General features: G+C 41.9%; 18 protein-coding genes. 7 read left to right on the top strand and 11 right to left on the bottom strand.

Going from position 1 to position 22,050, the window contains the following annotated elements:
• Positions 1 to 5 precede the first annotated feature (5 nt).
• From hisH to ABJF11_RS07830, 8 genes are all read right to left on the bottom strand, one after another.
• Complete coding sequence (hisH, locus tag ABJF11_RS07795; RefSeq protein WP_348119234.1) at positions 6 to 593, bottom strand: imidazole glycerol phosphate synthase subunit HisH; 588 nt, start codon at positions 591 to 593, stop codon at positions 6 to 8.
• Positions 590 to 1,726: a bifunctional histidinol-phosphatase/imidazoleglycerol-phosphate dehydratase HisB gene (gene hisB / locus ABJF11_RS07800; protein ID WP_348119236.1), complete on the bottom strand. Its 1,137-nt coding sequence runs from the start codon at positions 1,724 to 1,726 to the stop codon at positions 590 to 592. The genes hisH and hisB overlap by 4 nt, the downstream gene beginning before the upstream one ends.
• Positions 1,727 to 2,773, bottom strand: coding sequence for a histidinol-phosphate transaminase (hisC, locus tag ABJF11_RS07805; RefSeq protein ID WP_348119238.1), 1,047 nt, complete (start codon positions 2,771 to 2,773; stop codon positions 1,727 to 1,729).
• Between the two features lie 2 nt (positions 2,774 to 2,775).
• A complete protein-coding gene (hisD, locus tag ABJF11_RS07810) occupies positions 2,776 to 4,056 on the bottom strand; it encodes a histidinol dehydrogenase (RefSeq protein WP_348119239.1) in 1,281 nt (426 codons plus the stop codon).
• On the bottom strand, positions 4,053 to 4,910 hold the full coding sequence (gene hisG, locus ABJF11_RS07815; RefSeq protein ID WP_348119240.1) for an ATP phosphoribosyltransferase: 858 nt from the start codon (positions 4,908 to 4,910) through the stop codon (positions 4,053 to 4,055). The genes hisD and hisG overlap by 4 nt, the downstream gene beginning before the upstream one ends.
• Before the next feature lie 231 nt (positions 4,911 to 5,141).
• Positions 5,142 to 5,885: a ZIP family metal transporter gene (locus ABJF11_RS07820; RefSeq protein ID WP_348119241.1), complete on the bottom strand. Its 744-nt coding sequence runs from the start codon at positions 5,883 to 5,885 to the stop codon at positions 5,142 to 5,144.
• A 1-nt stretch (position 5,886) separates the two neighbouring features.
• A complete protein-coding gene (locus ABJF11_RS07825; protein WP_348119243.1) occupies positions 5,887 to 6,627 on the bottom strand; it encodes a class I SAM-dependent methyltransferase in 741 nt (246 codons plus the stop codon).
• 52 nt (positions 6,628 to 6,679) lie between these two features.
• Complete coding sequence (locus ABJF11_RS07830) at positions 6,680 to 7,696, bottom strand: FAD:protein FMN transferase (protein ID WP_348119244.1); 1,017 nt, start codon at positions 7,694 to 7,696, stop codon at positions 6,680 to 6,682.
• 116 nt (positions 7,697 to 7,812) lie between these two features.
• On the opposite strand from ABJF11_RS07830, the gene ruvB reads away from it, so the two are divergent.
• The 3 genes from ruvB (at position 7,813) to ABJF11_RS07845 (ending at position 11,901) form a co-directional block, all read left to right on the top strand.
• Positions 7,813 to 8,841 (top strand): Holliday junction branch migration DNA helicase RuvB, encoded by a 1,029-nt coding sequence (ruvB, locus tag ABJF11_RS07835; RefSeq protein ID WP_348119246.1) that lies wholly within the window; start codon positions 7,813 to 7,815, stop codon positions 8,839 to 8,841.
• A 5-nt stretch (positions 8,842 to 8,846) separates the two neighbouring features.
• Positions 8,847 to 9,776, top strand: a complete 930-nt coding sequence (queG, locus tag ABJF11_RS07840) for a tRNA epoxyqueuosine(34) reductase QueG (RefSeq protein ID WP_348119248.1) — start codon at positions 8,847 to 8,849, stop codon at positions 9,774 to 9,776.
• A gap of 82 nt (positions 9,777 to 9,858) precedes the next feature.
• Positions 9,859 to 11,901 carry a M3 family metallopeptidase gene (locus ABJF11_RS07845; protein ID WP_348119249.1) on the top strand — a complete coding sequence of 681 codons (2,043 nt, stop codon included), beginning with the start codon at positions 9,859 to 9,861 and terminating at the stop codon, positions 11,899 to 11,901.
• A 174-nt stretch (positions 11,902 to 12,075) separates the two neighbouring features.
• On the opposite strand, the gene ABJF11_RS07850 is transcribed toward ABJF11_RS07845, so the two are convergent.
• Positions 12,076 to 12,486 carry a hypothetical protein gene (locus tag ABJF11_RS07850; protein WP_348119251.1) on the bottom strand — a complete coding sequence of 137 codons (411 nt, stop codon included), beginning with the start codon at positions 12,484 to 12,486 and terminating at the stop codon, positions 12,076 to 12,078.
• A 211-nt stretch (positions 12,487 to 12,697) separates the two neighbouring features.
• Here ABJF11_RS07850 and ABJF11_RS07855 point away from each other — a divergent pair, with 211 nt between their 5' ends.
• Complete coding sequence (locus tag ABJF11_RS07855; protein ID WP_348119252.1) at positions 12,698 to 14,104, top strand: MATE family efflux transporter; 1,407 nt, start codon at positions 12,698 to 12,700, stop codon at positions 14,102 to 14,104.
• A 62-nt stretch (positions 14,105 to 14,166) separates the two neighbouring features.
• On the opposite strand, the gene acs is transcribed toward ABJF11_RS07855, so the two are convergent.
• The gene (gene acs / locus ABJF11_RS07860) at positions 14,167 to 16,062 is read right to left on the bottom strand and encodes an acetate--CoA ligase (protein WP_348119253.1); all 1,896 of its coding nucleotides are present in this window, start codon (positions 16,060 to 16,062) and stop codon (positions 14,167 to 14,169) included.
• 225 nt (positions 16,063 to 16,287) lie between these two features.
• On the opposite strand from acs, the gene ABJF11_RS07865 reads away from it, so the two are divergent.
• The 3 genes from ABJF11_RS07865 (at position 16,288) to ABJF11_RS07875 (ending at position 20,017) form a co-directional block, all read left to right on the top strand.
• Positions 16,288 to 17,457 (top strand): AIR synthase related protein, encoded by a 1,170-nt coding sequence (locus ABJF11_RS07865; protein WP_348119776.1) that lies wholly within the window; start codon positions 16,288 to 16,290, stop codon positions 17,455 to 17,457.
• Positions 17,458 to 17,693: 236 nt separating this feature from the next.
• Positions 17,694 to 18,086, top strand: a complete 393-nt coding sequence (locus tag ABJF11_RS07870) for a hypothetical protein (protein WP_348119254.1) — start codon at positions 17,694 to 17,696, stop codon at positions 18,084 to 18,086.
• 23 nt (positions 18,087 to 18,109) lie between these two features.
• The gene (locus ABJF11_RS07875) at positions 18,110 to 20,017 is read left to right on the top strand and encodes a tetratricopeptide repeat-containing sensor histidine kinase (protein WP_348119255.1); all 1,908 of its coding nucleotides are present in this window, start codon (positions 18,110 to 18,112) and stop codon (positions 20,015 to 20,017) included.
• A gap of 102 nt (positions 20,018 to 20,119) precedes the next feature.
• Here the strand turns inward: ABJF11_RS07875 and ABJF11_RS07880 are convergent, their stop codons facing one another.
• Positions 20,120 to 21,901, bottom strand: a complete 1,782-nt coding sequence (locus ABJF11_RS07880; protein ID WP_348119256.1) for a glycoside hydrolase family 15 protein — start codon at positions 21,899 to 21,901, stop codon at positions 20,120 to 20,122.
• Between the last annotated feature and the right edge of the window lie 149 nt (positions 21,902 to 22,050).

Consider the following 22,050-nt stretch of genomic DNA (forward strand, 5'->3'; position numbering starts at 1 on the left):
AGCCATTACAGTTCTATAAAATTTTTTAATATCTGCTGCCCACACGTCCCACTCTTCTCAGGATGAAACTGGCAACCATAAAAATTATCCTTGTGCAAAGCCGCACTAAAAGGTTTCGGATAATTGGCCTTAGCGATAGTCCATTCTGAATCCGGCACATAATAGGAGTGCACAAAATACATGTATTCTTTCTCCTCCAAACCACCCATTAATGGAGTCTGAAGGTTTTCTATTTGGTTCCAGCCCATATGCGGAACTTTCAAACCTTCACCAGGAAATAATTTTACCGGCAAGGGAAATAAACCAAGCCCTTTGGTATCGTTTTCTTCGGAGTACTCGCACATCATTTGCATGCCAAGACAAATGCCTAAAAAAGGCTGCTTGGCAGCCTTTATCACTTCCACCAATCCATACTTCTCCAGAGCGATCATCGAACTGCTGGCCTCCCCTTGTCCCGGAAAAATGAGCTTGTCAGCCGAAGCAATGGTCTCAGCATCACTGCTCAACTCGGCATGGAGTCCGAGTCGCTCACAGGCGAACTTTACAGACCGCACATTGCCCGCCCCATAATCGATTATTACCACTTTGCTCATAGAGTTCCTTTAGTTGATGGCAGTATCATTTTATCTTTGTCCTGCTTCACAGCCATTTTGATTGCTTTTGCAAATGCTTTGAATATCCCTTCTATTTTGTGGTGTTCATTCTGTCCCTCTGCTTTGATATTAAGATTGCATTTGGCTGCATCAGAGAAGGACTTGAAAAAATGAAAGAACATTTCTGTTGGCATCTTCCCGACCATTTCACGTTTGAACTCGGCTTCCCAAACTATCCAGTTGCGGCCACCAAAATCCAGGGCTACCTGGCAAAGACAGTCGTCCATCGGCAGGCAAAAGCCATATCGTTCGATCCCCATTTTGTTGCCCAAGGCTTCGGCTATAGCTTCGCCCAGCGCGATGCCAGTATCTTCGATGGTGTGATGTTCGTCCACTTCCAGATCTCCTTTCACAACTACTTTTAGATCGAGCAACCCATGTTTGGCAATCTGATCAAGCATATGATCGAAAAATTTTATGCCTGTATCAACCTGAGACTGTCCTGTGCCATCCAACTCGACGGTGATATCAATGTCAGTTTCTTTAGTCTTGCGTGATACGTTGGCAGTTCTGGTACCACGAGCCACCAGCTCATATATTTGCTGCCAGTCGGTCGTTGTGAGGGTAATACAGGATTGAAGCTCTTTTGCGTCAGCTGAGATTTCCTCTGCCCCCAGGGCTTCATTGTTATTGATGAAAATCGCTTTGGCGCCTAGGTTTTTAGCCAGTTCCACATCTGTGATTCTATCACCAATGACAAATGAGTTAGCCATGTCATACTCCTGCTTATTCAAATACTCAGTCAGCATGCCAGTTCTTGGTTTGCGTGTCGGCGCCTGATCTGCAGGGAAACTTCTGTCGATTTTGACTGCATCAAATATTACTCCTTCATTTTGAAAGGCTTGTATGCACTTGTCCTGCGCTGGCCAGAAAGTCTCTTCCGGAAAAGACGTTGTGCCCAGTCCATCCTGATTGGTCACCATCACAAGTTCATATCCCAATCTGGCAATCTTGGACATCCACTGAAATACGCCGGGATAAAACTCCAGTTTTTCGAGCGAATCCAATTGATGGTCCTCTGGCGGCTCTATCACCAACGTGCCATCTCTATCTATAAACAGTACCTTTTTCATCTATTCTTTTTTGTCTTTTTCAAAGGCTTCTATGCCAGCCAATAGTTTCTTGTTTTCTTCAGGAGTGCCTATCGTAAGCCTGAGGCAGCCATTACATAAGTATTCTTTGGAGCGGTTGCGAACCACAATTTGTCTATCCATCAAAAAGCGATACAGCTTATCGGCGTCATCCACTTTTATCAATAAAAAGTTAGCCTCTGATGGATAGATTTGTGTCACACAAGAGAAGTTGCGAAGGCTATCTTCTACTTTTTCTCTCTCATCTAGTATGATAGACAAGTTTCGTTTGAAACCAGTTTCGTTGTTCAAGGCATTAAGTGCTGCTCGCTGAGACAGTTGGTTTACATTATAAGGTGGCTTGATGGCGTTTAGCACTTTAATCAGTTTAGCTGAAGCGAAACACATCCCCACTCTCAAGCCAGCAAGTCCCCAGGCTTTGGACAGTGTCTGACACACCACCAGATTTGGATAGTTGTCCAGTTCGCTGAGCCAGGATTCAGAGCTCGAAAAGTCTATATAAGCTTCATCAATAACGACCAGGCCTCTTTGTAGATTCAATATTTTTTTAACCTCCGCCTTGTTTAATAGGTTCCCCGATGGGTTGTTCGGCGAGCAAAGGAAAAAAATCTTCGTCCTTTCGTCAGAAGTGTTGATCATTTTATCAGCATTTAGCTGAAAGCCCATGTCGAGGTTTACCTTTCTTATAGCGACATTATTAATAGCTGCCAGCACAGGGTACATACCATAACTGGGGTTGTGCGAGACGATATTGTCGATGGATGGCTCGCAGCAGACCCGAAATATCAAATCTAAAACTTCATCGCTACCATTGCCCAAAAGAATCTTGTCAGTAGAAACTCCTTTGAGTTCAGCAATCCTCATTTTGAGGTCTTTTTGATACGGATCCGGATAGCGGTTGTGTCCATTGTCAAATGGGTTTTCATTGGCATCCAGATACACCTCTGCCTCATGATCAAATTCGTCTCGGGCCGAACTATATGGAGTCAGGTTGAGCACGTTGGTCCGTATGAGTTTGGTTATATCCATGACTAGAGTGAAAGCAATCGTTTGGTGACAGCCATTCTATGGGCAGTTAATTGTTCGGCCTCAGCCATCAACTCTATGGCAGGGCCTATACGTTTGATCCCCTCAGCCGTAATTTTCTGAAAGGATATTTTCTTACAGAATGAATCTGTGCTCACGCCACTAAACGACTTGGCAAATCCATTGGTCGGCAACGTATGATTGGTACCAGAAGCATAATCACCAGCACTTTCTGGTGTGTAATTTCCTATAAAAACAGACCCAGCGTTGATCAATCCATTGAGGTAAAAACTTTCATTCTCTACACAAAGGATAAAATGCTCGGGTGCATATTCATTGATGAAATCCAAGCAGGCCTGATCATCCTCCATCAGAATCAACTTGGAATGCTGCATGGCCTGGCGTGCGATCTCTTTGCGAGGAAGTAGGGGCAGCTGCGCACTAAGCTCTTCTTGAACTTTAAATATAAGGCTCTCCGATTTTACCAGACAAATCACCTGACTATCCGGACCATGTTCGGCTTGTGACAAAAGATCCGACACGACGAACTGTGCATTGGCAGAATCATCAGCAAGCACCAATAGTTCTGAAGGTCCGGCTGGCATATCTATAGCCACACCAAGCTGCGTCGCTCTTTGTTTAGCTGCGGTTACATATTGGTTACCCGGCCCGAAGATCTTGTCTACTTTAGGGATACTTTCGGTACCGAAAGTCATAGATCCGATGGCTTGTATTCCTCCTGCCCTAAAAATCTGGCTAACGCCTGCATGTCTGGCAGCAAACAAGATCGCTGGGTGTATTTCTCCTTCGAGATTTGGAGGGGTGCAAAGGACAATCTCTCTGCATCCCGCTATCTGTGCTGGGATGGCAAGCATAAGCACTGTAGAAAAAAGAGGGGCGCTACCGCCTGGGATATAAATACCTACCCGTTCTATAGCTCTGGTCTCTTGCCAGCAGCTCACACCTGGCATAGTTTCTACTTTTACACCACTGGAAATTTGAGCCCTGTGAAACTTTTCAATGTTTTCTGCAGCCAGTCTGATCGCTGCTTTTAGATCATCAGGGATTCTTTTGCACGCTATGTCCACCTCCTCTGGGGTAACTCTCATCTCTTTTATGTCAGCCTTATCAAATATTTTTGTATAGGATAAAACCGCCTTGTCTCCTTCCTCCTGAATGGCCTGAAACACCTCATTAACGAGTTGTTGCAAATTCTGCTGCTTCAACTCTGGGCGCTGAGTAAGCGACTTCCACTCAGTTTTTTTTGGATTCTTAGCCAATATCATAGCACCATTTTTTCAATAGGAACAATTAATAACCCTTCTGCTCCGGCGGCTTTGAGCTGATCTATTACCGTCCAGAATTTTCCTTCTTCTATGACAGAATGCACCGAACTCCAGCCTTTTTCGGCCAGCGGTAATACGGTCGGACTACGCATGCCAGGAAGTAGTCTGGATACCTCGTCCAGCTTATCATTGGGCACGTTCATAAGTACATATTTCGATTTTTTGCCTTTTTGTACGGCATCCAGGCGGAATAGCAATTTTTCGAGTAATGCATTCTGGGTGTCGTCTAGTTTTCGGCTTTTTACCAGGCAGGCTTCTGACTGTAGTATGGTCTCTGTCTCTTTTAATCCATTTTTAAACAATGTGCTTCCAGAACTTACCAGATCACATATTCCTTCGGCCAGGCCTATATTGGGTGCGATCTCGACAGAACCTTTGATCAGGTGAATTTCTGCATTTACGTTATTTTCTTTCAGATATTCTGTAAGTGTATTTGGATAAGACGTGGCTATTTTCTTTCCTTCAAAATAATGAACCCCAGGGTAATCCACCTCTTTCGGAACGGCGAGAGAAAGTTTACATTTCGAAAAACCCAGCTTTCGTACAATTTCAATATCGTTTTGACTTTCGACTAGCAGGTTTTCTCCAACAATTGCCAAGTCGGCTACTCCATCTTCTACATATTGAGGTATATCTCCGTTTCTTAAATAAAGCACTTCGAGTGGATAGTTGGACGCACTGGCCTTGAGCTGATCCTTACCATTGTCGATATGGATGCCACAGTTCTTTAACAGACCGATAGAGTCCTCATTCAACCTTCCTGATTTTTGAACTGCAATTTTTAGTTTACTCATTTTTATTTTTTTGTGGCCTGAGTAAACTGGGCTTGGGGATAAAAAAATCCCGTCCAATTTTACTCAGACGGGATTCGATATTTTTTTATAGGTACAGCAATATCACCTCGTCTGTGCGATCAAATGATGGTGATGATGTTGCCTGTTTGTATTCATTTTTTTATTGTTAGGAAATGCAAACATAGAAAGGATTTGCCGAAAACAAGAAGAGAAAAATATTTTTATTCCGTCTTAGTAAAATAGTTCTGCCACGATAGCCAATCCTGCACCTATCAAACTTATGATCAATTTTTTTGAATTCCACTGATGCTCTGGACTGGATTCAATAAAAATGGTCGTTGAGATATGCAAAAAATTGCCGGCTACGAATGCAAAAAGCATGACCATGCCTGACTCGCTTATTAGTCCCAATGGCTCCAGCCAGTGACCGGCCAAAACACCAATCGGTGAAGCCATTGCAAAGACAAGCAGCAACATAAGCTGAGTGTTTCTATTTTTATACTGACAAGCCAGCACAGTCATAAGTGCCAGTGCTGCGGGTATTTTATGTAAAATCACACCTATAAGGAGGGTACCTTGACTGTGTTCGCTATGAATCACATCCGGATGGGCCAAAATGGTGCCTTCGAGAAAAGAATGTAGAAAAAGTGCTGTCATCAAAGAAATGCCAGACCATGCTGAATGATCTTTGCCATGATGGTGCATGTGCATATGACCGTGCTCTACTCCGCTGGTGAAATACTCAAGGATCTGCTGGAAAAAGAATCCCGCCAGGATGAACATACCAATTCTGAACTGATCCATATGGGTTTCAAATAGCTCAGGCAGAATGTGTACAATGGTGATTGAAAACAGAAAGGAACCTGCAAATACGAGGATACTTTTGACGTGAGCTTCGTTAGTCTGACTTGCTCTCAAAGCATAGAGCCCTCCAAGAAGAGCGGAAAAAAAGAGTATTGCAATGTTAATAATCATATTACTTTTCAAGAACAAAAATTAGCCGACTGGATTCTTCTTTCCGGTATTCGGACAATTCATAATCACCAAATATATCTATTACTTTCAAATTGATTCTGTTGAAATAGTCTAAAAAATCTGTGCGTCTGATGGCTTTTACTTTTTCCTGAAACTCATAGTGCTGTCCGTGATCGTCTACTTCAATATTCTTTAAAATAAATTCGTCCTCAGTATACGATCTGCGAATATTGAAATGAATGTTTTCTATAGTTTTGTCTTCTTCATGTATCAGGTTATTTACCACCACATAGGGATTTAAAAAATCCAACAAAAATTTGCCGTTTGGCTTCAAAGATTTGATAGTGGCATCAATCACACTTAGGTTTTCATCTTTCGAATCGAAATACCCAAAACTTGTAAACAAGTTGAAAACGTAATCAAATTTTTCATCAGCATATACATTACGCATGTCATGTACAGCAAAATGCAAAGTATCATTGGCTTTGGTACGCGCAAATTTGACGTTCTCCTCTGACAGGTCTACTCCCGTTACATCAAATCCTTTTTGGTTGAGGTAAATTGAGTGCCTTCCTTTACCACAGGCAAGGTCAAGTATTTTAGCATCGGGATTCGGCTGAAAGTAGGCAATAAGCTGATCCAAAAAAGCTGCAGCTTCTTCATGATCCCGATGTTTGTATAAAATGTGATAATATATGGTATTGAACCACTCATCAAACCATTCTTTCTTCGAAGTCCCCAAGGATATGTCTTTAATTACGAATGCTAAATTAATGGATTATAAAGTTTGACGATCAAAGTATTTCTATCTGAGATTCAATACCTGCTGTTGCATAGGATTTCAATGTGCCATCTTCTCCTGAATAAATGAAAAAAGCATCGATTCCATTCAATTTTTCTATCATTTCTATGGACTTTTCAAGCCCTAACACCATACAAGCAGTAGCATAGCCGTCAGCCAGGGTACAGTTGGGCGCAAAAATAGAGGCACTCAATAAATTGTGCGATACAGAATATCCTGTGTAGGGGCTAATCGTATGCGCAATAATTTTCCCGTTTTCCTGATAGTAGTTTCTATAATTACCTGAGGTCGCCAACGACCGGTTTTTCACAAAGGTCACAGCAAATGGATTGCCAACCGCTTGATTCATTTCTGGCTTCTCAATACCAATTTTCCATACAGAATTGTTTTGGTTCTGTCCCAAACATCGCACCTCTCCACCTATTTCTATCATATAGTTTGAAACTTTATTGTGATGCAAAAAACTTGCAATGACATCCAAAGCATAACCTTTGGCAGAAGCACTAAAATCTAGGTAAGTATGTGCCGGTTTGGTAGCGAATCTCTCGTTGAAAACTACCTGATCAAAACCAACAACAGCTAAAAGAGAATCTACAACTACACTATCCAACGTGCTTTTCTTTTCCGGGCCAAATCCCCAGGCGTTCACCAAGGGTCCAATCGTGGGATCATAGGCCCCTTGAGTATTTTCGAATATCTCGCGACTCAGCTTCAGTACCGGATATAGAAGAGAGCTTTCATAGGCCAGGCTGTCATTGATATTGAATCTTGAAATCTCAGAATCTGAGATGTAGGTGGAGAGTGACTGGTTGAAGGCTACTAGTATAGAATCTACCTCAGTCTTATACATGCTTTGCTCGGGTGCCATATACTTGATGGAATAGGGAATGGTACCCATAGTAGTGCCGGTCAAATGATGCATAACCTTCGATTCCATAGGGTTTAGTTGCCTAAAAACAATCAAAACTCCAACCGCCAGTACAATTAATAAGATCCTTCTTTTTTGCATTGCTTCAATTTTTCAGGGGCAAAGAAAGATTATTTAAGTCAAACGATCCATTTTGATCTCGCCTTTCGATACGAATCAGCCGAATACCTTATTTTAGTAAAAAATTTTAGTGCTCAATGAGGGAAGATTATTTGAATCCGGACGGTGAAGAGATGGACTCTGACGAGGTAGAGTTTGAGAAGGCTTTGCGTCCGTTGTCCTTCGATGATTTTACGGGTCAACATAAGGTAGTAGAAAATATAAAAATTTTCGTCATGGCAGCCAAGCAAAGATCCGAACCTCTGGATCATGTATTGCTCCACGGACCTCCGGGATTGGGGAAAACCACCCTGTCGCATATCATATCCAATGAGCTCGATTCGAGTATCAAAGTCACCTCTGGCCCGGTATTAGATAAGCCTGGTGATTTGGCCGGCCTTCTGACTAATTTAGAACCCAACGATGTACTTTTCATTGATGAAATACATAGACTAAATGCGGTGGTGGAAGAATATCTTTACTCTGCTATGGAGGACTATAAAATCGATATCATGCTCGACTCCGGACCCAATGCCAGATCAGTGCAGATTGGCCTCAATCCGTTTACACTGATAGGAGCAACCACGCGATCAGGATTACTTACCTCACCGCTGAGAGCAAGGTTTGGAATCAACGCCAGATTAGAATATTATGATTCAGGGTTGCTCTCGACTATTGTCAAAAGGTCATCTGGAATTTTGAATATGCCGATTGAGGAAAGTGCGGCTGTCGAACTGGCCAGAAGAAGTAGAGGTACGCCAAGGATAGCAAACAATCTACTTAGGCGAACAAGAGATTTCGCCCAGATCAAAGGCAATGGCACCATTACCAAAGATATCACTCGATTTGCTCTGGAAGCCCTGGATGTAGATGCTTATGGACTCGATGAGATGGACAACAGAATTTTGTCCACCATCATAGAAAAATTTAAAGGCGGACCGGTCGGCATTTCGACTATAGCTACAGCTTGTGGAGAAGAAGCTGATACGATAGAAGAAGTATATGAGCCATTCCTGATCAAGGAAGGCTTTTTGAAGCGTACGAGCCGGGGGCGGGAGGCTACCGAGCTAGCGTATAAGCACCTCAAAATCGTGCCTCCATCGAGAACTGGAACTCTGTTTGACTAACCATCTTGGATCGCTCAAGACTCACTCATCTCATCAAAGAAAAAGCTCTGGAAGAAGGCTTTCAGTTCTGCGGAATTGCAAAAGTTGAATTTCTAACGGAAGAAGCTCCACGTCTGGAAAAATGGCTCCAACAGGATATGCATGGAGAAATGTCCTACATGGCCAACCATTTCGACAAAAGATTGGATCCTACCAAACTGGTAGAAGGCGCCAAATCAGTCATCTCCTTACTTTACAACTATTATCCCAAGGAGGATGTCAATAAAAACAAGGAGGTGAAAATAGCCAAGTATGCCTACGGTAAAGATTACCACTATATCATTAAACCAAAACTAAAAACCGTCCTTCAGTCAATCACTGGACAGGTAGGAGATGTAAATGCACGAGTTTTTGTGGACTCTGCACCGGTACATGAAAGAGCCTGGGCAGCCAAGGCCGGATTAGGCTGGGTTGGAAAAAACTCCCTGCTTATCAATCGTAGCATGGGTTCGTTTTTCTTTTTGGCCGAAATTATTCTTGATGTAGATCTCGACTACGACGGCCCTATCAAAGACTATTGTGGTACTTGTACAAGTTGTATGGATGCATGTCCCACCGATGCTATTCCAGAAGCGTATGTCGTAGATGGTAGCAAGTGTATCTCATATCTGACTATTGAACTAAAAAATGAAATCCCTTCATCATTCGAAGGACAAATGGAGGGCTGGGCTTTTGGCTGTGATATCTGTCAGGACGTCTGTCCATGGAATCGATTTTCAAAACCACATCAGGAAGCTGCTTTTGAACCTCACCAAACCTTGAAAGAAATGAAGAGCTCTGACTGGGAAGAAATGACAGAGGATCTTTTCAAAGAAATATTCAAAGGCTCTGCAGTGAAACGAACCAAATATTCGGGGCTAAAACGAAATATTGATTTTTTAAAAAAAGGCAGATAAAAATCCATCTTCTATTTGATTCCTCTCGTAATTCAATTGATCCAATAATCTTCTATTTTTGCCGACTTATAATAAAATTCATATGGCTAGCAATAATCCACTTTTACAATCATTCGAAACCCCATTTGGAGTACCTCCTTTTGATAAAATAGAACTTGGCGACTATAAGCCAGGAATCGAATCGTTGATCAAAACAACCCTCGATGAAGTAAAGGTGATTGCGGAAAGCGAAGCTGAACCAACATTCGAAAACACCATAGTCGCTTTAGAAAGAAGCGGACATATGCTAGATCAAGCATCTGGAGTGTTTTTCAATCTAAACTCTGCAGAGACCTCTGATGAAATGCAGGCTCTTGCCAATGAGATTTCTCCGTTGCTTACTGAGTTTGGCAACGAAATCATGCAAAATGTCCAATTATTCGAAAGGGTAAATACTGTCTATGAAAGCAAATCTGAGCTTGAGTTGGACAAAGAGGACCAAATGTTACTCAAAAAAACGTATTTAGGTTTTATCAGAAGTGGCGCCAATCTCAACGAGAATGACAAAAAGAAATACCGGGAGCTGTCCAACGACCTAGCTATGGCTTCTCTTAAATTTGGAGAAAACGTACTCGCCGAAACAAATAGCTTTGAACTCCTAATTGAAAATGAATCAGATCTGGCAGGCCTTCCTCAAGGGGCCGTCGATGCGGCAACTCTTGCTGCAGATGAAAAAGATCATAAAGGAATGTGGCTATTTACCTTGCAGGCACCGAGCTTTCTCCCCTTTATGGAGTACGCAGAAAACCGTGAGCTGCGAGAGAAAATGTACAGAGCCTACATGTCTAAGGCCTTCAAAGGAGATGATCTTGACAACCAGGAAATAGTAAAAAATATAGTAGCGCTAAGATATGAAATGGCTCAATTGCTTGGATACGATACGTACGCTGACTACGTACTAGAGGAGCGAATGGCAGAAAAACCAGCCAAGGTCATTGATTTTCTCAACGACTTGCTAGATAAAGCACTTCCCAAAGCAAAAGAAGAAGTAGAAGAACTGAAGACATATATTCGTGACCTTGGAGAAGACATCGAGCTTGAACGGTGGGATTGGGCTTTCTACTCACAGAAACTTAAAAACGAAAAGTATCAGCTTGACGATGAAATGCTGAGACCCTATTTCCAAATGGATAAAGCGGTAGAAGGCATTTTTGAAGTGGCCAAAAGGCTATATGGCCTTCAATTCAAAAAAAATGATGACATACCAGTTTACCATAAAAATGTAGAAGCGTATGAAGTTGAGGATGAATCAGGCAAACACATTGCAGTGTTTTATGCTGACTTTTTTCCTAGACCAGGTAAGCGCGGCGGAGCATGGATGACTTCTTATCGCGGTCAGTGGAAAACGGACTCAGATCACCGACCAGTGATCTCTATCGTCTGCAATTTCACCCCACCAACAGAATCCAAACCTTCACTGCTGACCTACAACGAAGTCGAAACTCTATTTCATGAGTTTGGACATGCCCTGCACGGTATATTGGCCGATGGGAAATATAGCTCGCTGAGCGGTACAAGCGTGTATTGGGATTTTGTAGAGCTGCCATCTCAGATTCTGGAAAACTGGCTTATGGAAAAGGAGTGTCTGGATCTTTTTGCCACGCATTATCAAAGCGGAGAGCTGATTCCGGTAGATTTGATTGAGAAGATTAAAGCATCTTCAAATTACCATGAGGCCTATCAAACGGTACGTCAAATCAGCTTTGGGCTAATGGATATGGCATGGCACTCTTTGTCTGGCGACAAAATAAAGGTAGCCGACGTAGCCATCTTCGAACAAGAAGCCATGAAAAAAACCGAGCTGTTCAATCCAATACCAGGAGTTTGCATGAGCACACAGTTCAGTCATATTTTTCAGGGAGGATATGGCGCAGGATACTACAGTTATAAATGGGCTGAGGTGTTGGACGCTGATGCTTTTTCGGTATTTAAGGAGCGAGGTCTTTTTGACAAAACAACTGCCGACTCCTTTAGAGAAAATATATTGTCTCGTGGGGGTAGTGAACATCCAATGGAGCTGTATAAACGTTTCAGAGGGCAAGAGCCAACTGTACGGGCCCTATTGGAGCGAAGCGGTTTAACCTGAAATATGCATTAGATAATCTATTCCAATCATAAAACACTTTGAAATAGACACTAAACATATATTTATTGAATCACCATAGCGGTGCTATGCCTCTTCAATATAAGTGCCTCTTTCTTTGCGCTTTATAGCTTTCATCACGATTCCTAATGCATAATCCAGGTTTAAAGTAATAGGCTACTGTCTACTAATTATCATTTGCACCGCATAAGTAGAATTGATATTCGCTTTCTCGGCTTCATTGGTTGGATAGACCAGTCTTTGCAACTCAATTAAGTAGTTTTTGTATACCGCAGTCGGTTTAGCATTATCTCCTATCGATACTTTTTTTTCGGTGCCGTTTACTTCTATCGCTATTAATAGGGTTCCCTGTGTCACGCATTCCACATCATCCGGGCAAAGCGAATCTTCAAGCAAGTCGGTAAAAGTGATACTGATGATCGAAGATTTTACATCAACTGTCTCTCCCTTATTGATTGAGAAAGGCTCGTCCAGATTGACTTCTGTAAGCTCACCACAGCAGTCTTCATTAGGATCTGTGCATGCTGTCAGCGTCAGTATCAAAACGAAATGTAAAAATCTACTCATATTAATAGAACACTCTTTGTCGTCAACAGGTTGTGAGGAAACAAAAATATATTCAATTAGTTGCATTAAAAAAAAATAGATTTACCTTAGCGCCATTATGAAGTCATTAGAAAAGATCATAGCGTATAAGGCCACTCCGGCCGCCACTGTCTAAGGCCACTTAGACCCCAGCTATTTTTCATCTTTTTATCAACACTTTTATTTCTTAATAATGACAAGTTTGCTCAATTACCTTAGAAAAGGTTATAAATATTTTTTTATCGCTCTAAAAGGCGAAGAGACAGAATTCACTTCCGGTAGTATCAATAAAGCCATTTTCCTATTGTCTGTACCCATGGTCTTAGAAATGGGAATGGAGGGCATATTTGCTATCGTAGATATATTTTTTGTAGGAATGGTCAGCAAAGAAGCTCAGGCAACTGTAGGGCTTACCGAATCTGTAATGATGATTATCTACTCAATAGCCATTGGGCTGAGTATGGCTGCTACTGCGGTAGTAGCACGCAGGATTGGTGAAAAAAAACCGAAAAAAGCTGGCGATGCCGCTTTTCAAGCCATTTTAATTGCAGTCCTCTTTTCTGTAATTATTTCTGTAGTAGGTATCATCTATGCGGAGGACATATTGAGGCTGATGGGTGGCTCCGAACAACTGGTTCAGAATGGCTTTGGCTATACTAAAATCATGTTGGGGGGCAATCTCTGTATAATGCTTCTATTTCTGATCAATGCGATCTATCGTGGAGCTGGTGACGCTTCCATGGCTATGCGGTCTCTTTGGATTGCCAACGGATTGAATATTATTCTAGATCCTATCTTCATCTTTGGTTTGGGGCCTATTCCTGCCTTTGGCGTAGAGGGCGCTGCCATAGCCACTACTATCGGTCGGTCAGTCGGAGTTTTTTACCAATTGCTAGGATTGTTTGGCGGTGAGCGGATCATAAAACTCACCATAGAGAACGTGAAACTCAGATGGAAAACGGTTCGTAGTATATTTGATATTGCTGCAGGTGGAATGGGGCAATTTCTGATAGAGTCTGCCAGTTGGTTGTTCTTGATGCGAATTATCTCAGAGTTTGGCGATGCAGCCATTGCCGGATATACGATCGCTTTTAGAATCATTGTCTTCACAATTTTGCCTTCTTGGGGTATGGCTAATGCAGCTGCAGCCTTGGTCGGTCAAAACCTGGGTGCAGAAAGGCCTGATCGTGCTGAGATTTCAGTATGGAGAACAGCTCATCTAAACACAGGGTTTTTATTTGTGGTCTCTATAATCTTCTTCTGGTTTGCCCCTCAGTTTGTAGGTTTTTTCACTGATGAGGTAATTGTATTGGAGCATGGTGCTTTGGCGCTACGTGTGATTTGCGTAGGCTATATCACATTTGCGTACGGAATGGTAATCAGTCAGGGCTTTAATGGAGCTGGGGATACCAAAACTCCAGTAGTTATGAATATTATATTCTTCTGGTTTATCCAGATTCCGCTGGCCTATTACCTGGCGATCTATCTAAAATATGGATTCCTGGGAGCACTTAGCTCGGTAGCTATTGCTTTTGCACTACATGCTGCTGCTTGCATCTATTGGTTTAGACTAGGCAAATGGAAGCTAGTGAAGGTTTAGAATAAAATTAGTCACTTCCGAAATATTATGTTTTGGAAGTGACTTTCTTAATTATTTTGGAGTCACTGTGCACCTTTAATTATTTCTTCCACCACTTCAGGGTTCAATAGTGTAGAGGTATCACCGAGGCTAGACGTTTCATTTTCTGCTACTTTTCTGAGTATTCTTCTCATTATCTTACCGGATCTAGTCTTTGGAAGGCCTGGTACAATTTGAATTTTGTCCGGCTTAGCAATCGGCCCTATGATCTTATTGACAGTTGCTTTGATTTCATCTTTAAGGCTGGCTTCAGTCCGCCCCTCGGTATCACAGATCACATAGGCATAGATCCCCTGCCCTTTGATGTCATGCGGAAAGCCAACAACAGCTGACTCGACGACGAGCGGGTGCTCATTGATGGCATTTTCTACCTCGGCTGTACCCATTCTATGACCGGATACATTGATTACGTCATCTACTCTACCAAGAATCCTATAGTAACCATCTTCATCCCGCTTGACTCCATCACCTGTAAAGTACATCCCTTTGTAAGTCGAAAAATATGTACTAATGCATCTATCATGGTCACCATAGGTCGTACGAATCATCGATGGCCATGGAAAACTGATACAAAGGTTACCTTCCACACCATTTCCTTTCAATTCATTGCCTTCGCCATCCACGATGACTGGTCGAATACCCGGTAAGGGCAGCGTAGCATAGGCGGGCTTTGTCGGTGTAAGCCCCGCTAATGGAGAGATCATAATGCCGCCAGTTTCTGTCTGCCACCAAGTATCTACGATTGGGCATTTCCCTTTTCCGATATGGTCATGATACCAGTGCCAGGCTTCCTCATTGATTGGCTCACCTACCGACCCCAGCACTTTGAGCGAGTCCAGTTTATAGGGTGCCACAGGTTCCAGGCCATAGGCCTGAAGTGCTCTGATGGCTGTCGGGGCAGTATAGAACTGATTGACCTTGTACTTGTCCACCACTTGCCAAAATCTACCGGCGTCAGGATAGGTAGGTACACCTTCAAACATCAAGGTAGTTGCACCAGCCAATAATGGCCCATAGACTATATAAGAATGTCCAGTAATCCAACCTACATCAGCGGTACACCAATAGATGTCATCGCTATTGTATTGAAATACATTCTGAAAAGAATATTGAGTATAGACCATATATCCGCCTGTAGTGTGAACAACGCCCTTTGGCTTTCCTGTAGATCCAGAGGTATATAGAATGAACAGCATGTCCTCACTATCCATTTCTTCGGCCTTATGAATAGGGTCCGCTTTGGCCGTCTCCTCATGCCACCAAAGATCTCTACCAGATTCCATAGTTACCTTAGTTTTTGTCCTCTGTGCCACAATTACTTTTTGGATAGTGGTGCACTTTTCAAGTGCTTCGTCTACTACTTCTTTGACCGGTATGACCTTAGCCCCTCGAAAGTTTCCATCTGCAGTAAGAACCATTTTGGCTTCACAATCATTGATTCTATCGGCCAAAGCAGACGATGAGAATCCAGCAAATACGACAGAATGCACTGCTCCTACGCGTGCACAGGCAAGCATGGCTATCGCTGCTTCCGGAATCATCGGCATATATATAATGACCCGATCTCCCTTTTCGATACCGTTATTTTTCAAGACATTGGAAAACTGCGATACCTTCTCGAATAACTGATGATAGGTTAGCGTGATTCCCGCTTCATTCGGATCATTTGGTTCCCAGATGATAGCTGGCTTATCCCCAATGGTGTATAGATGTCGCTCGAGAATGTTTTCTGTGATATTGAGCTTAGCATTTTCAAACCATTTGACTTCGGCTTGCTCAAAATTGTAGTCTACTACACTGTCCCATTTTTTTCTCCAATAAAATTGGTTGGCCACTCTTCCCCAAAAGGCTTCTGGGTCAGCCATGCTCTTTTCATAAGCTAAAAAGTACTCACTTAGGTTTTCAATTTTTGTCAGCATAGGTAATCGTTTATCTGGTTCTTTGCATCGTCTCTTAAATTTATGGCCTTTAATTTATTATCAGCCTTCTTTTTAGCTGAATAACAATATTGTGGGGCTCAATGCGCAAAAAATTAGGCGCCATTGTGTTTTGACGAGTAGACCTGGCTAATCCTATTGATATGAAGTTTAGATTCGATGTCAGAGTTTATTAGCTTTGCCGATATATCCAAAATACCGCTGCTGATGAACGAAAGATACATGCAAAGAGGGGTGTCAGCCTCAAAAGAAGACGTACACAATGCGATAAAAAATATCGACAAAGGTGTATTTCCTAATGCCTTTTGTAAGATCGTTCCAGACATGCTGGCGGGTGATGATAGCTACTGCAATATCATGCATGCCGATGGTGCCGGGACCAAATCATCTCTGGCTTACATGTATTGGAAAGAAACGGGCGATTTATCAGTTTGGAAGGGAATAGCACAAGATGCGGTAATTATGAATACCGATGACTTGCTATGTGTAGGAGCGGTTGACAATATTTTGCTCTCCTCTACTATCGGTCGAAATAAAAATCTAATACCTGGTGAGGTGCTAACCGCACTGATAGAAGGTACAGAAGAGGTCCTACAAATGCTACGCGACAACGGCGTAGATATTCGGTCTACTGGTGGAGAGACAGCCGATCTTGGGGATTTAGTACGCACAGTGGTCGTAGACAGCACCGTCATTGGAAGAATGAAGAGGGCTGACGTGATTACTAATGAAAATATTCAAGCAGGCGATGTCATCGTGGGGCTGTCATCGTATGGCCAGTCCAATTACGAATCGACTTACAACGGAGGCATGGGAAGCAACGGCCTCACCTCTGCCCGTCATGATGTTTTTGCCAAAAAATACATGGAAAAGTATCCTGAATGTTTTGACCCCTCTGTGCCTGCAGAATTGATTTATTCAGGGTCTAAAGATCTTTTGGATCCGGTAGAGGGCAGCCCGCTGGATGCTGGGAAACTGGTGCTCTCTCCAACCAGGACGTATGCTCCTATTATCAAAAAAATACTGGAAAACTATCGAAGTCAGATTCACGGCATGATTCATTGTAGCGGAGGCGCACAAACCAAGGTGTTGCACTTTGTAAACGGCGTCCATGTCATAAAAGACAACCTCTTTGAAATTCCTCCTCTTTTTAAATTGATTCATGAGGAGAGTGGCACCGATTGGAAAGAAATGTACAAGGTGTTTAACATGGGTCACAGAATGGAGCTCTATGTTCCACAAGAACTCGCTAGTGAATTGATTCAAATCTCAGAATCTTTTCGAGTGAAAGCACAAATAATTGGTAGGGTAGAAGACTCTAATACCACCAAAGCTACCATCCAGACTCCGCACGGTTCGTTTGAATATTTGAAGTAAAGTTGCACCCTTTCCCATCGGAATATAACCGTAACACCCACACATAGTAAACTTACAAATAGCGAATTCCTATTACCAAAATGAGAAAAGAAAGCTGATTTTTATAGCTGACCTAGTATCTTAGGGCTAATAATCTGAGCTCAGAAGTTCTCTTTTTGATCTGGTTTGACTAATATTATATCTCCACCTGTTCTCAATCATTTTTTTAACTTTATTAACACTTAACCATAATTCACATGGCAGATATTAATGTAGTGGTGACGGTAGATACCGAAAACATCACACCTCAAAATCTCAAAACCACAGTCGTATTGACTGACGATAATGGCGATCAGGATAAGACTCCCGACGATAGTGAGACCTTTGACATCCGAACTACTAGTGGTAAGTCAGTCCAGTTTACAATTGTACCAAAAAACACTGGTATAGGAGCCCAAGTGTCGTTTGACAGTTTTTTTAAGGAAAGTGGAGACAGCGTCTTTGACCCGATGCCGATGTCAACAAATAACTGGACAGGCACAACTACCGGCACATCCGGAAACGATGAGTTTTTCGCTATCAAATTCAATGTGGTTGGCAATAGTAACAGTCCATTTACCCTAGATCCAGAAATGGAAATATGGCCATAGCCAAAATAAAACATATTCTTAAAATGGCCTATTTAATAGTGATAGGCCTTTTTTTTTCCTTCAAAAGTATAGGCCAGAATAATAGTGCTCAAGATAGCCTTATCCATCTCATAGAAACCTCGAATTCTCTGGACGATTCATCTCTATTTGAGCTTTTAATTGAGGTTACTAAAAATCATCACAGTCCATCTACAAGAATAAAATATGCACGACAGGCTCGAGACTTGGGTGAAAAAAACAACAATCAACTTTGGCTAAGAAAGAGCTACCTCGGATTGGGATATGCATTTAAACTCGATGGAGAATTAGAATTAGCCCTTGAAAGTCACCTTAAAGCTCTTGATTTTGCCATTCAGATGGAGGATCAATCCTTGGAAGCCACCTCATACAATGCCATCGCTGGTGTCTATCGACTTCAGGAAAACTACTCCCTCTCGCTAGATTATTATCGTAAGAGTATCGACATTTTCAATGAGTTTAAAGATACTTTGCGACTAGCCACCACGTTGATGAATGCTGGTGAGCTCTTCCGATTCAAAAAAGAATATGACTCAGCCATAGCGTTTACAAAAATATCTAAACAACACTTCACTCAGCTCGGTCACACGTTTGGTATGGCCTATAGTCTGGGTAATATCGGTTTGATTTATGCCGAAACAGGAAGAATAGATTCTGCCGAAAATTACATGAGCAAAGCGATTGGAATATTCAACTCTTCTGGAAAAACTTATCCTATTTCGGTCTATCAAATCTCTCTAGCTGACATCTATACCCAACGTAAAGATTATGGGAGAGCACTCAGTTACGCACATAGTGCTCTTGAGATAGGTCAGCAGGAAGGACTTAAGGAACAAATTCGAGATGCCAGTCTCAAATTGTCACAACTATATCAAAATCAAGGCAACTATAGAAAGGCCTATGATTATCAAAGTCAGTACATCATCTATCGTGATAGCATCAACAATGATGAAACGATTCGAAAGATGGCGGATCTTCGTACTGAATATCAGGTATCCAGAAAACAAGCCGAGGTAGATTTGAAACAGACGGAAGTAGACCTGCTCAACGAACAGGCAAGAAATAATCAAATTGTGCTTTGGAGTGTGATAGTGATTTTGGTTCTAGTCCTATTTCTCACTTATGCACTACTGAAAATATATAGAGTCAAAGTTCGGGCGATTCGAATTGTAAGAAAGAGAAGAAAGATCATCACTGCCCAGCGAGACCAACTTGAGGAGGTCAACAAAACCAAAGACAAATTTTTCTCGATTATCTCACATGACATCAGAGGTCCAATCAGTAATTTTCAAGGCGTATCTCAGCTAATTCATCTATTGGTAGAAAGCAACGATAAGGATGCCTTGCTCAAACTTGGCACCATGCTGGACACTTCATCCAAAGAGGTTTCTGCGCTATTAGACAATCTACTGGAGTGGGCTATGAGTCAGCAAGGAAGAATGCCATACAAACCTGAGGAAATCAAATTGCACGAATTATGTAATTCCAATCTGGCCATAATGAAGAATCTAGCGACGGCCAAGCAGATCACAATTAATGATAAGGTAAAAGAAAAAGTATCCATCCGGGCTGACAAAAATAGTGTGTCCACGATAATCAGAAACCTAATCAGCAACGCTATTAAATTCACTCCTGAAGGCGGCAAAGTAAAGTTAACGTTGGGGTTCGATGTAAATATGGCCGTGATTTCAATAAAAGATACAGGCATAGGTATACCCAAAGAAAAAATGCCTCATCTTTTTGATTTCAAAGGCGAACGTAGTCGATGGGGTACCGATGGTGAGAAAGGCGTAGGACTTGGACTCACTTTAGTCCATGAATTCGTCGAACTAAACAATGGAAGAATCGAGGTAAAAAGTGAGGAAGGAAAAGGCACTATGTTTATGGTTTATTTGCCACTGATCAGCGAATAATGGCCTCGTCTCGAAATTGCTAAAACTTCCAATTCTTAAGATAATATCTTTGAAGCATTAGCAAATCGCCAGACCGAATGCTGGATGTAACTTGTGAATGGATTACCTAAAATCTGGCATATCCAATTTCTTAGCAATTCTGTGCGCGGCATTTAGTAACCCAACATGGCTATAAGCCTGAGGGAAATTACCCCACATACTTCCATCCTTTTCGTTTACATCTTCGCTCAATAGACCAACATGATTTGAATACCCCATCAAATTGTCAAAATATTCAACGGCTTCTTCTACTCTTCCAACGCAGGCCAGTGCCTCGACATACCAAAAAGCACAAATCAGAAAAGTCGTTTCGGGTTCTCCAAAATCGTCCTGATGCTTATATCGATAGAATAGCCCATTAGATGCTTTGAGGTCCTTTTCCATCGCCTGCAGGTGCATTTTTGCTCTTTCAGAATTATTATCCAGATAGTTCATATTGATCAGCTGCAAGCAGCTGGCGTCCATGCGCTCCGTCCCTATGGCTTGACTATAACCTTTCTTAGAAGCACTATAGCACATTTCAATTTTTTGCTTTGCAATCTTACCTAGTTTTTGGGCCAGCTTTCCAATCTTCTCATCCTTGATAACAACCGCTATTTTTTCTGCGGCAAGACTTCCTGCCCAATGAAACAAATAGGTATAACAGTGATGCTGACTTAGGTTTCTAAACTCCCAAAGCCCTGCATCAGTTTGCTCCATAGTCTTCTCAATCAAACCTAGCGTCTTATAAATCAAATCACCTGAATCAAATCTTTCAGTAAAAATTATCCGCTGGTCATTATATAAGGGTAATAAGGACAGCAATACCTGACCATAGACATCATTTTGGATGTGTTCATAAGCTTGATTGCCAACCCTGACTGGCTGATTGCCTTGATAACCTTTCAGAGTTGTTTCAACTTCTATTAAGTCTTTTTCACCACCTATTCCAAAGAGTGGTTGATATCTATCTTCTTCACCACTTGTAATATTCATTATGTAATGAAAATACTTTTCCAGCTCTTCGAAGTGACCAATATTATTGAATGCATTCAACGTATAAAAGGTATCTCGCATCCAGCAAAACCGATAGTCCCAGTTTCTGGTAGACCCTGGTGATTCTGGCAAGCTTGTAGTGGTGGCTGCTACTATGGCTCCGGTGTCCTCATACTGATGGATTTTTAAAATCAGCGCGGAACGAATAGCAGCCTTTTGATAAAAATTAACAATGCTTGCCGTTTTCACCCACTTGTGCCAATAGTTGACTGTACGACCAAGGAACAATTCTGCTGTTTCGGTGAGATCAGCTTCCATCGGAGGACCAAAGGTCAATACCAAATATTTAGTTTCGTTTAGGACGAAACTTTGGTCATTGATCAAAAAGCTTAATGAAATATTGGTTGTCAGGCGAACCTGTGCTTCCAGCCCTATGTATCTAATATGATTACTCCCCATACTTTTTTCCGGACGAGTATCCCCATAGTCACCTACAGGGTCGCAAACTACCCTAATATTAGGATGGTCGGAGATAGGCTCTATTTTTCTGACAAGCATGAGTGGCTTGTAGCTGCGCTCATGCTGTAGATAGCGCGGTGCAAAATCGGTAACCCTATACTTTCCAGTAGCACAGGTTATTTCAGTACATAGCACATTTGTGTTTTCCAAATAATACTGATTGGAAGAAAAATCCCTTTCGCTCGGTAGAGCAGAAAACTCTCCTCCTTTATCCTCATCGATAAGGTTTCCAAAAATGAAACTGCTGTCGAATCTTGGCCAGCACATCCAGGATATGTTGGTGTCTTTTTTGATGTGGGCGGTATAAGCACAATTGCCAATTACACCATAGTCATAGGTATGTCTATCCATGGGAGCTCAGAATAATAAATTAAAGTTGTTTTTGGGTTGTGTGCTGCAATGATTGAACTATTAAGAAATTCAATCAATGTGCTAAAATGATGAAATATTATCAAATAATGCCATAATTATTGCAACTTTGTTTAGCTAAAATTCACATT

It is taken from the genome of Reichenbachiella sp. (assembly GCF_039941815.1).
Taxonomy (GTDB): Bacteria; Bacteroidota; Bacteroidia; order Cytophagales; family Cyclobacteriaceae; genus Reichenbachiella.

What these genes read in the sequence shown, in the direction of transcription:
- hisH (WP_348119234.1), bottom strand. Translation starts at nt 593, where the DNA reads ATGAGCAAAGTGGTAATAATCGATTATGGGGCGGGCAATGTGCGGTCT.
- hisB (WP_348119236.1), bottom strand. Translation starts at nt 1,726, where the DNA reads ATGAAAAAGGTACTGTTTATAGATAGAGATGGCACGTTGGTGATAGAG.
- hisC (WP_348119238.1), bottom strand. Translation starts at nt 2,773, where the DNA reads ATGGATATAACCAAACTCATACGGACCAACGTGCTCAACCTGACTCCA.
- hisD (WP_348119239.1), bottom strand. Translation starts at nt 4,056, where the DNA reads ATGATATTGGCTAAGAATCCAAAAAAAACTGAGTGGAAGTCGCTTACT.
- hisG (WP_348119240.1), bottom strand. Translation starts at nt 4,910, where the DNA reads ATGAGTAAACTAAAAATTGCAGTTCAAAAATCAGGAAGGTTGAATGAG.
- ABJF11_RS07820 (WP_348119241.1), bottom strand. Translation starts at nt 5,885, where the DNA reads ATGATTATTAACATTGCAATACTCTTTTTTTCCGCTCTTCTTGGAGGG.
- ABJF11_RS07830 (WP_348119244.1), bottom strand. Translation starts at nt 7,696, where the DNA reads ATGCAAAAAAGAAGGATCTTATTAATTGTACTGGCGGTTGGAGTTTTG.
- ruvB (WP_348119246.1), top strand. Translation starts at nt 7,813, where the DNA reads ATGAGGGAAGATTATTTGAATCCGGACGGTGAAGAGATGGACTCTGAC.
- ABJF11_RS07845 (WP_348119249.1), top strand. Translation starts at nt 9,859, where the DNA reads ATGGCTAGCAATAATCCACTTTTACAATCATTCGAAACCCCATTTGGA.
- ABJF11_RS07850 (WP_348119251.1), bottom strand. Translation starts at nt 12,486, where the DNA reads ATGAGTAGATTTTTACATTTCGTTTTGATACTGACGCTGACAGCATGC.
- ABJF11_RS07855 (WP_348119252.1), top strand. Translation starts at nt 12,698, where the DNA reads ATGACAAGTTTGCTCAATTACCTTAGAAAAGGTTATAAATATTTTTTT.
- acs (WP_348119253.1), bottom strand. Translation starts at nt 16,062, where the DNA reads ATGCTGACAAAAATTGAAAACCTAAGTGAGTACTTTTTAGCTTATGAA.
- ABJF11_RS07865 (WP_348119776.1), top strand. Translation starts at nt 16,288, where the DNA reads ATGAACGAAAGATACATGCAAAGAGGGGTGTCAGCCTCAAAAGAAGAC.
- ABJF11_RS07870 (WP_348119254.1), top strand. Translation starts at nt 17,694, where the DNA reads ATGGCAGATATTAATGTAGTGGTGACGGTAGATACCGAAAACATCACA.
- ABJF11_RS07875 (WP_348119255.1), top strand. Translation starts at nt 18,110, where the DNA reads ATGGCCTATTTAATAGTGATAGGCCTTTTTTTTTCCTTCAAAAGTATA.
- ABJF11_RS07880 (WP_348119256.1), bottom strand. Translation starts at nt 21,901, where the DNA reads ATGGATAGACATACCTATGACTATGGTGTAATTGGCAATTGTGCTTAT.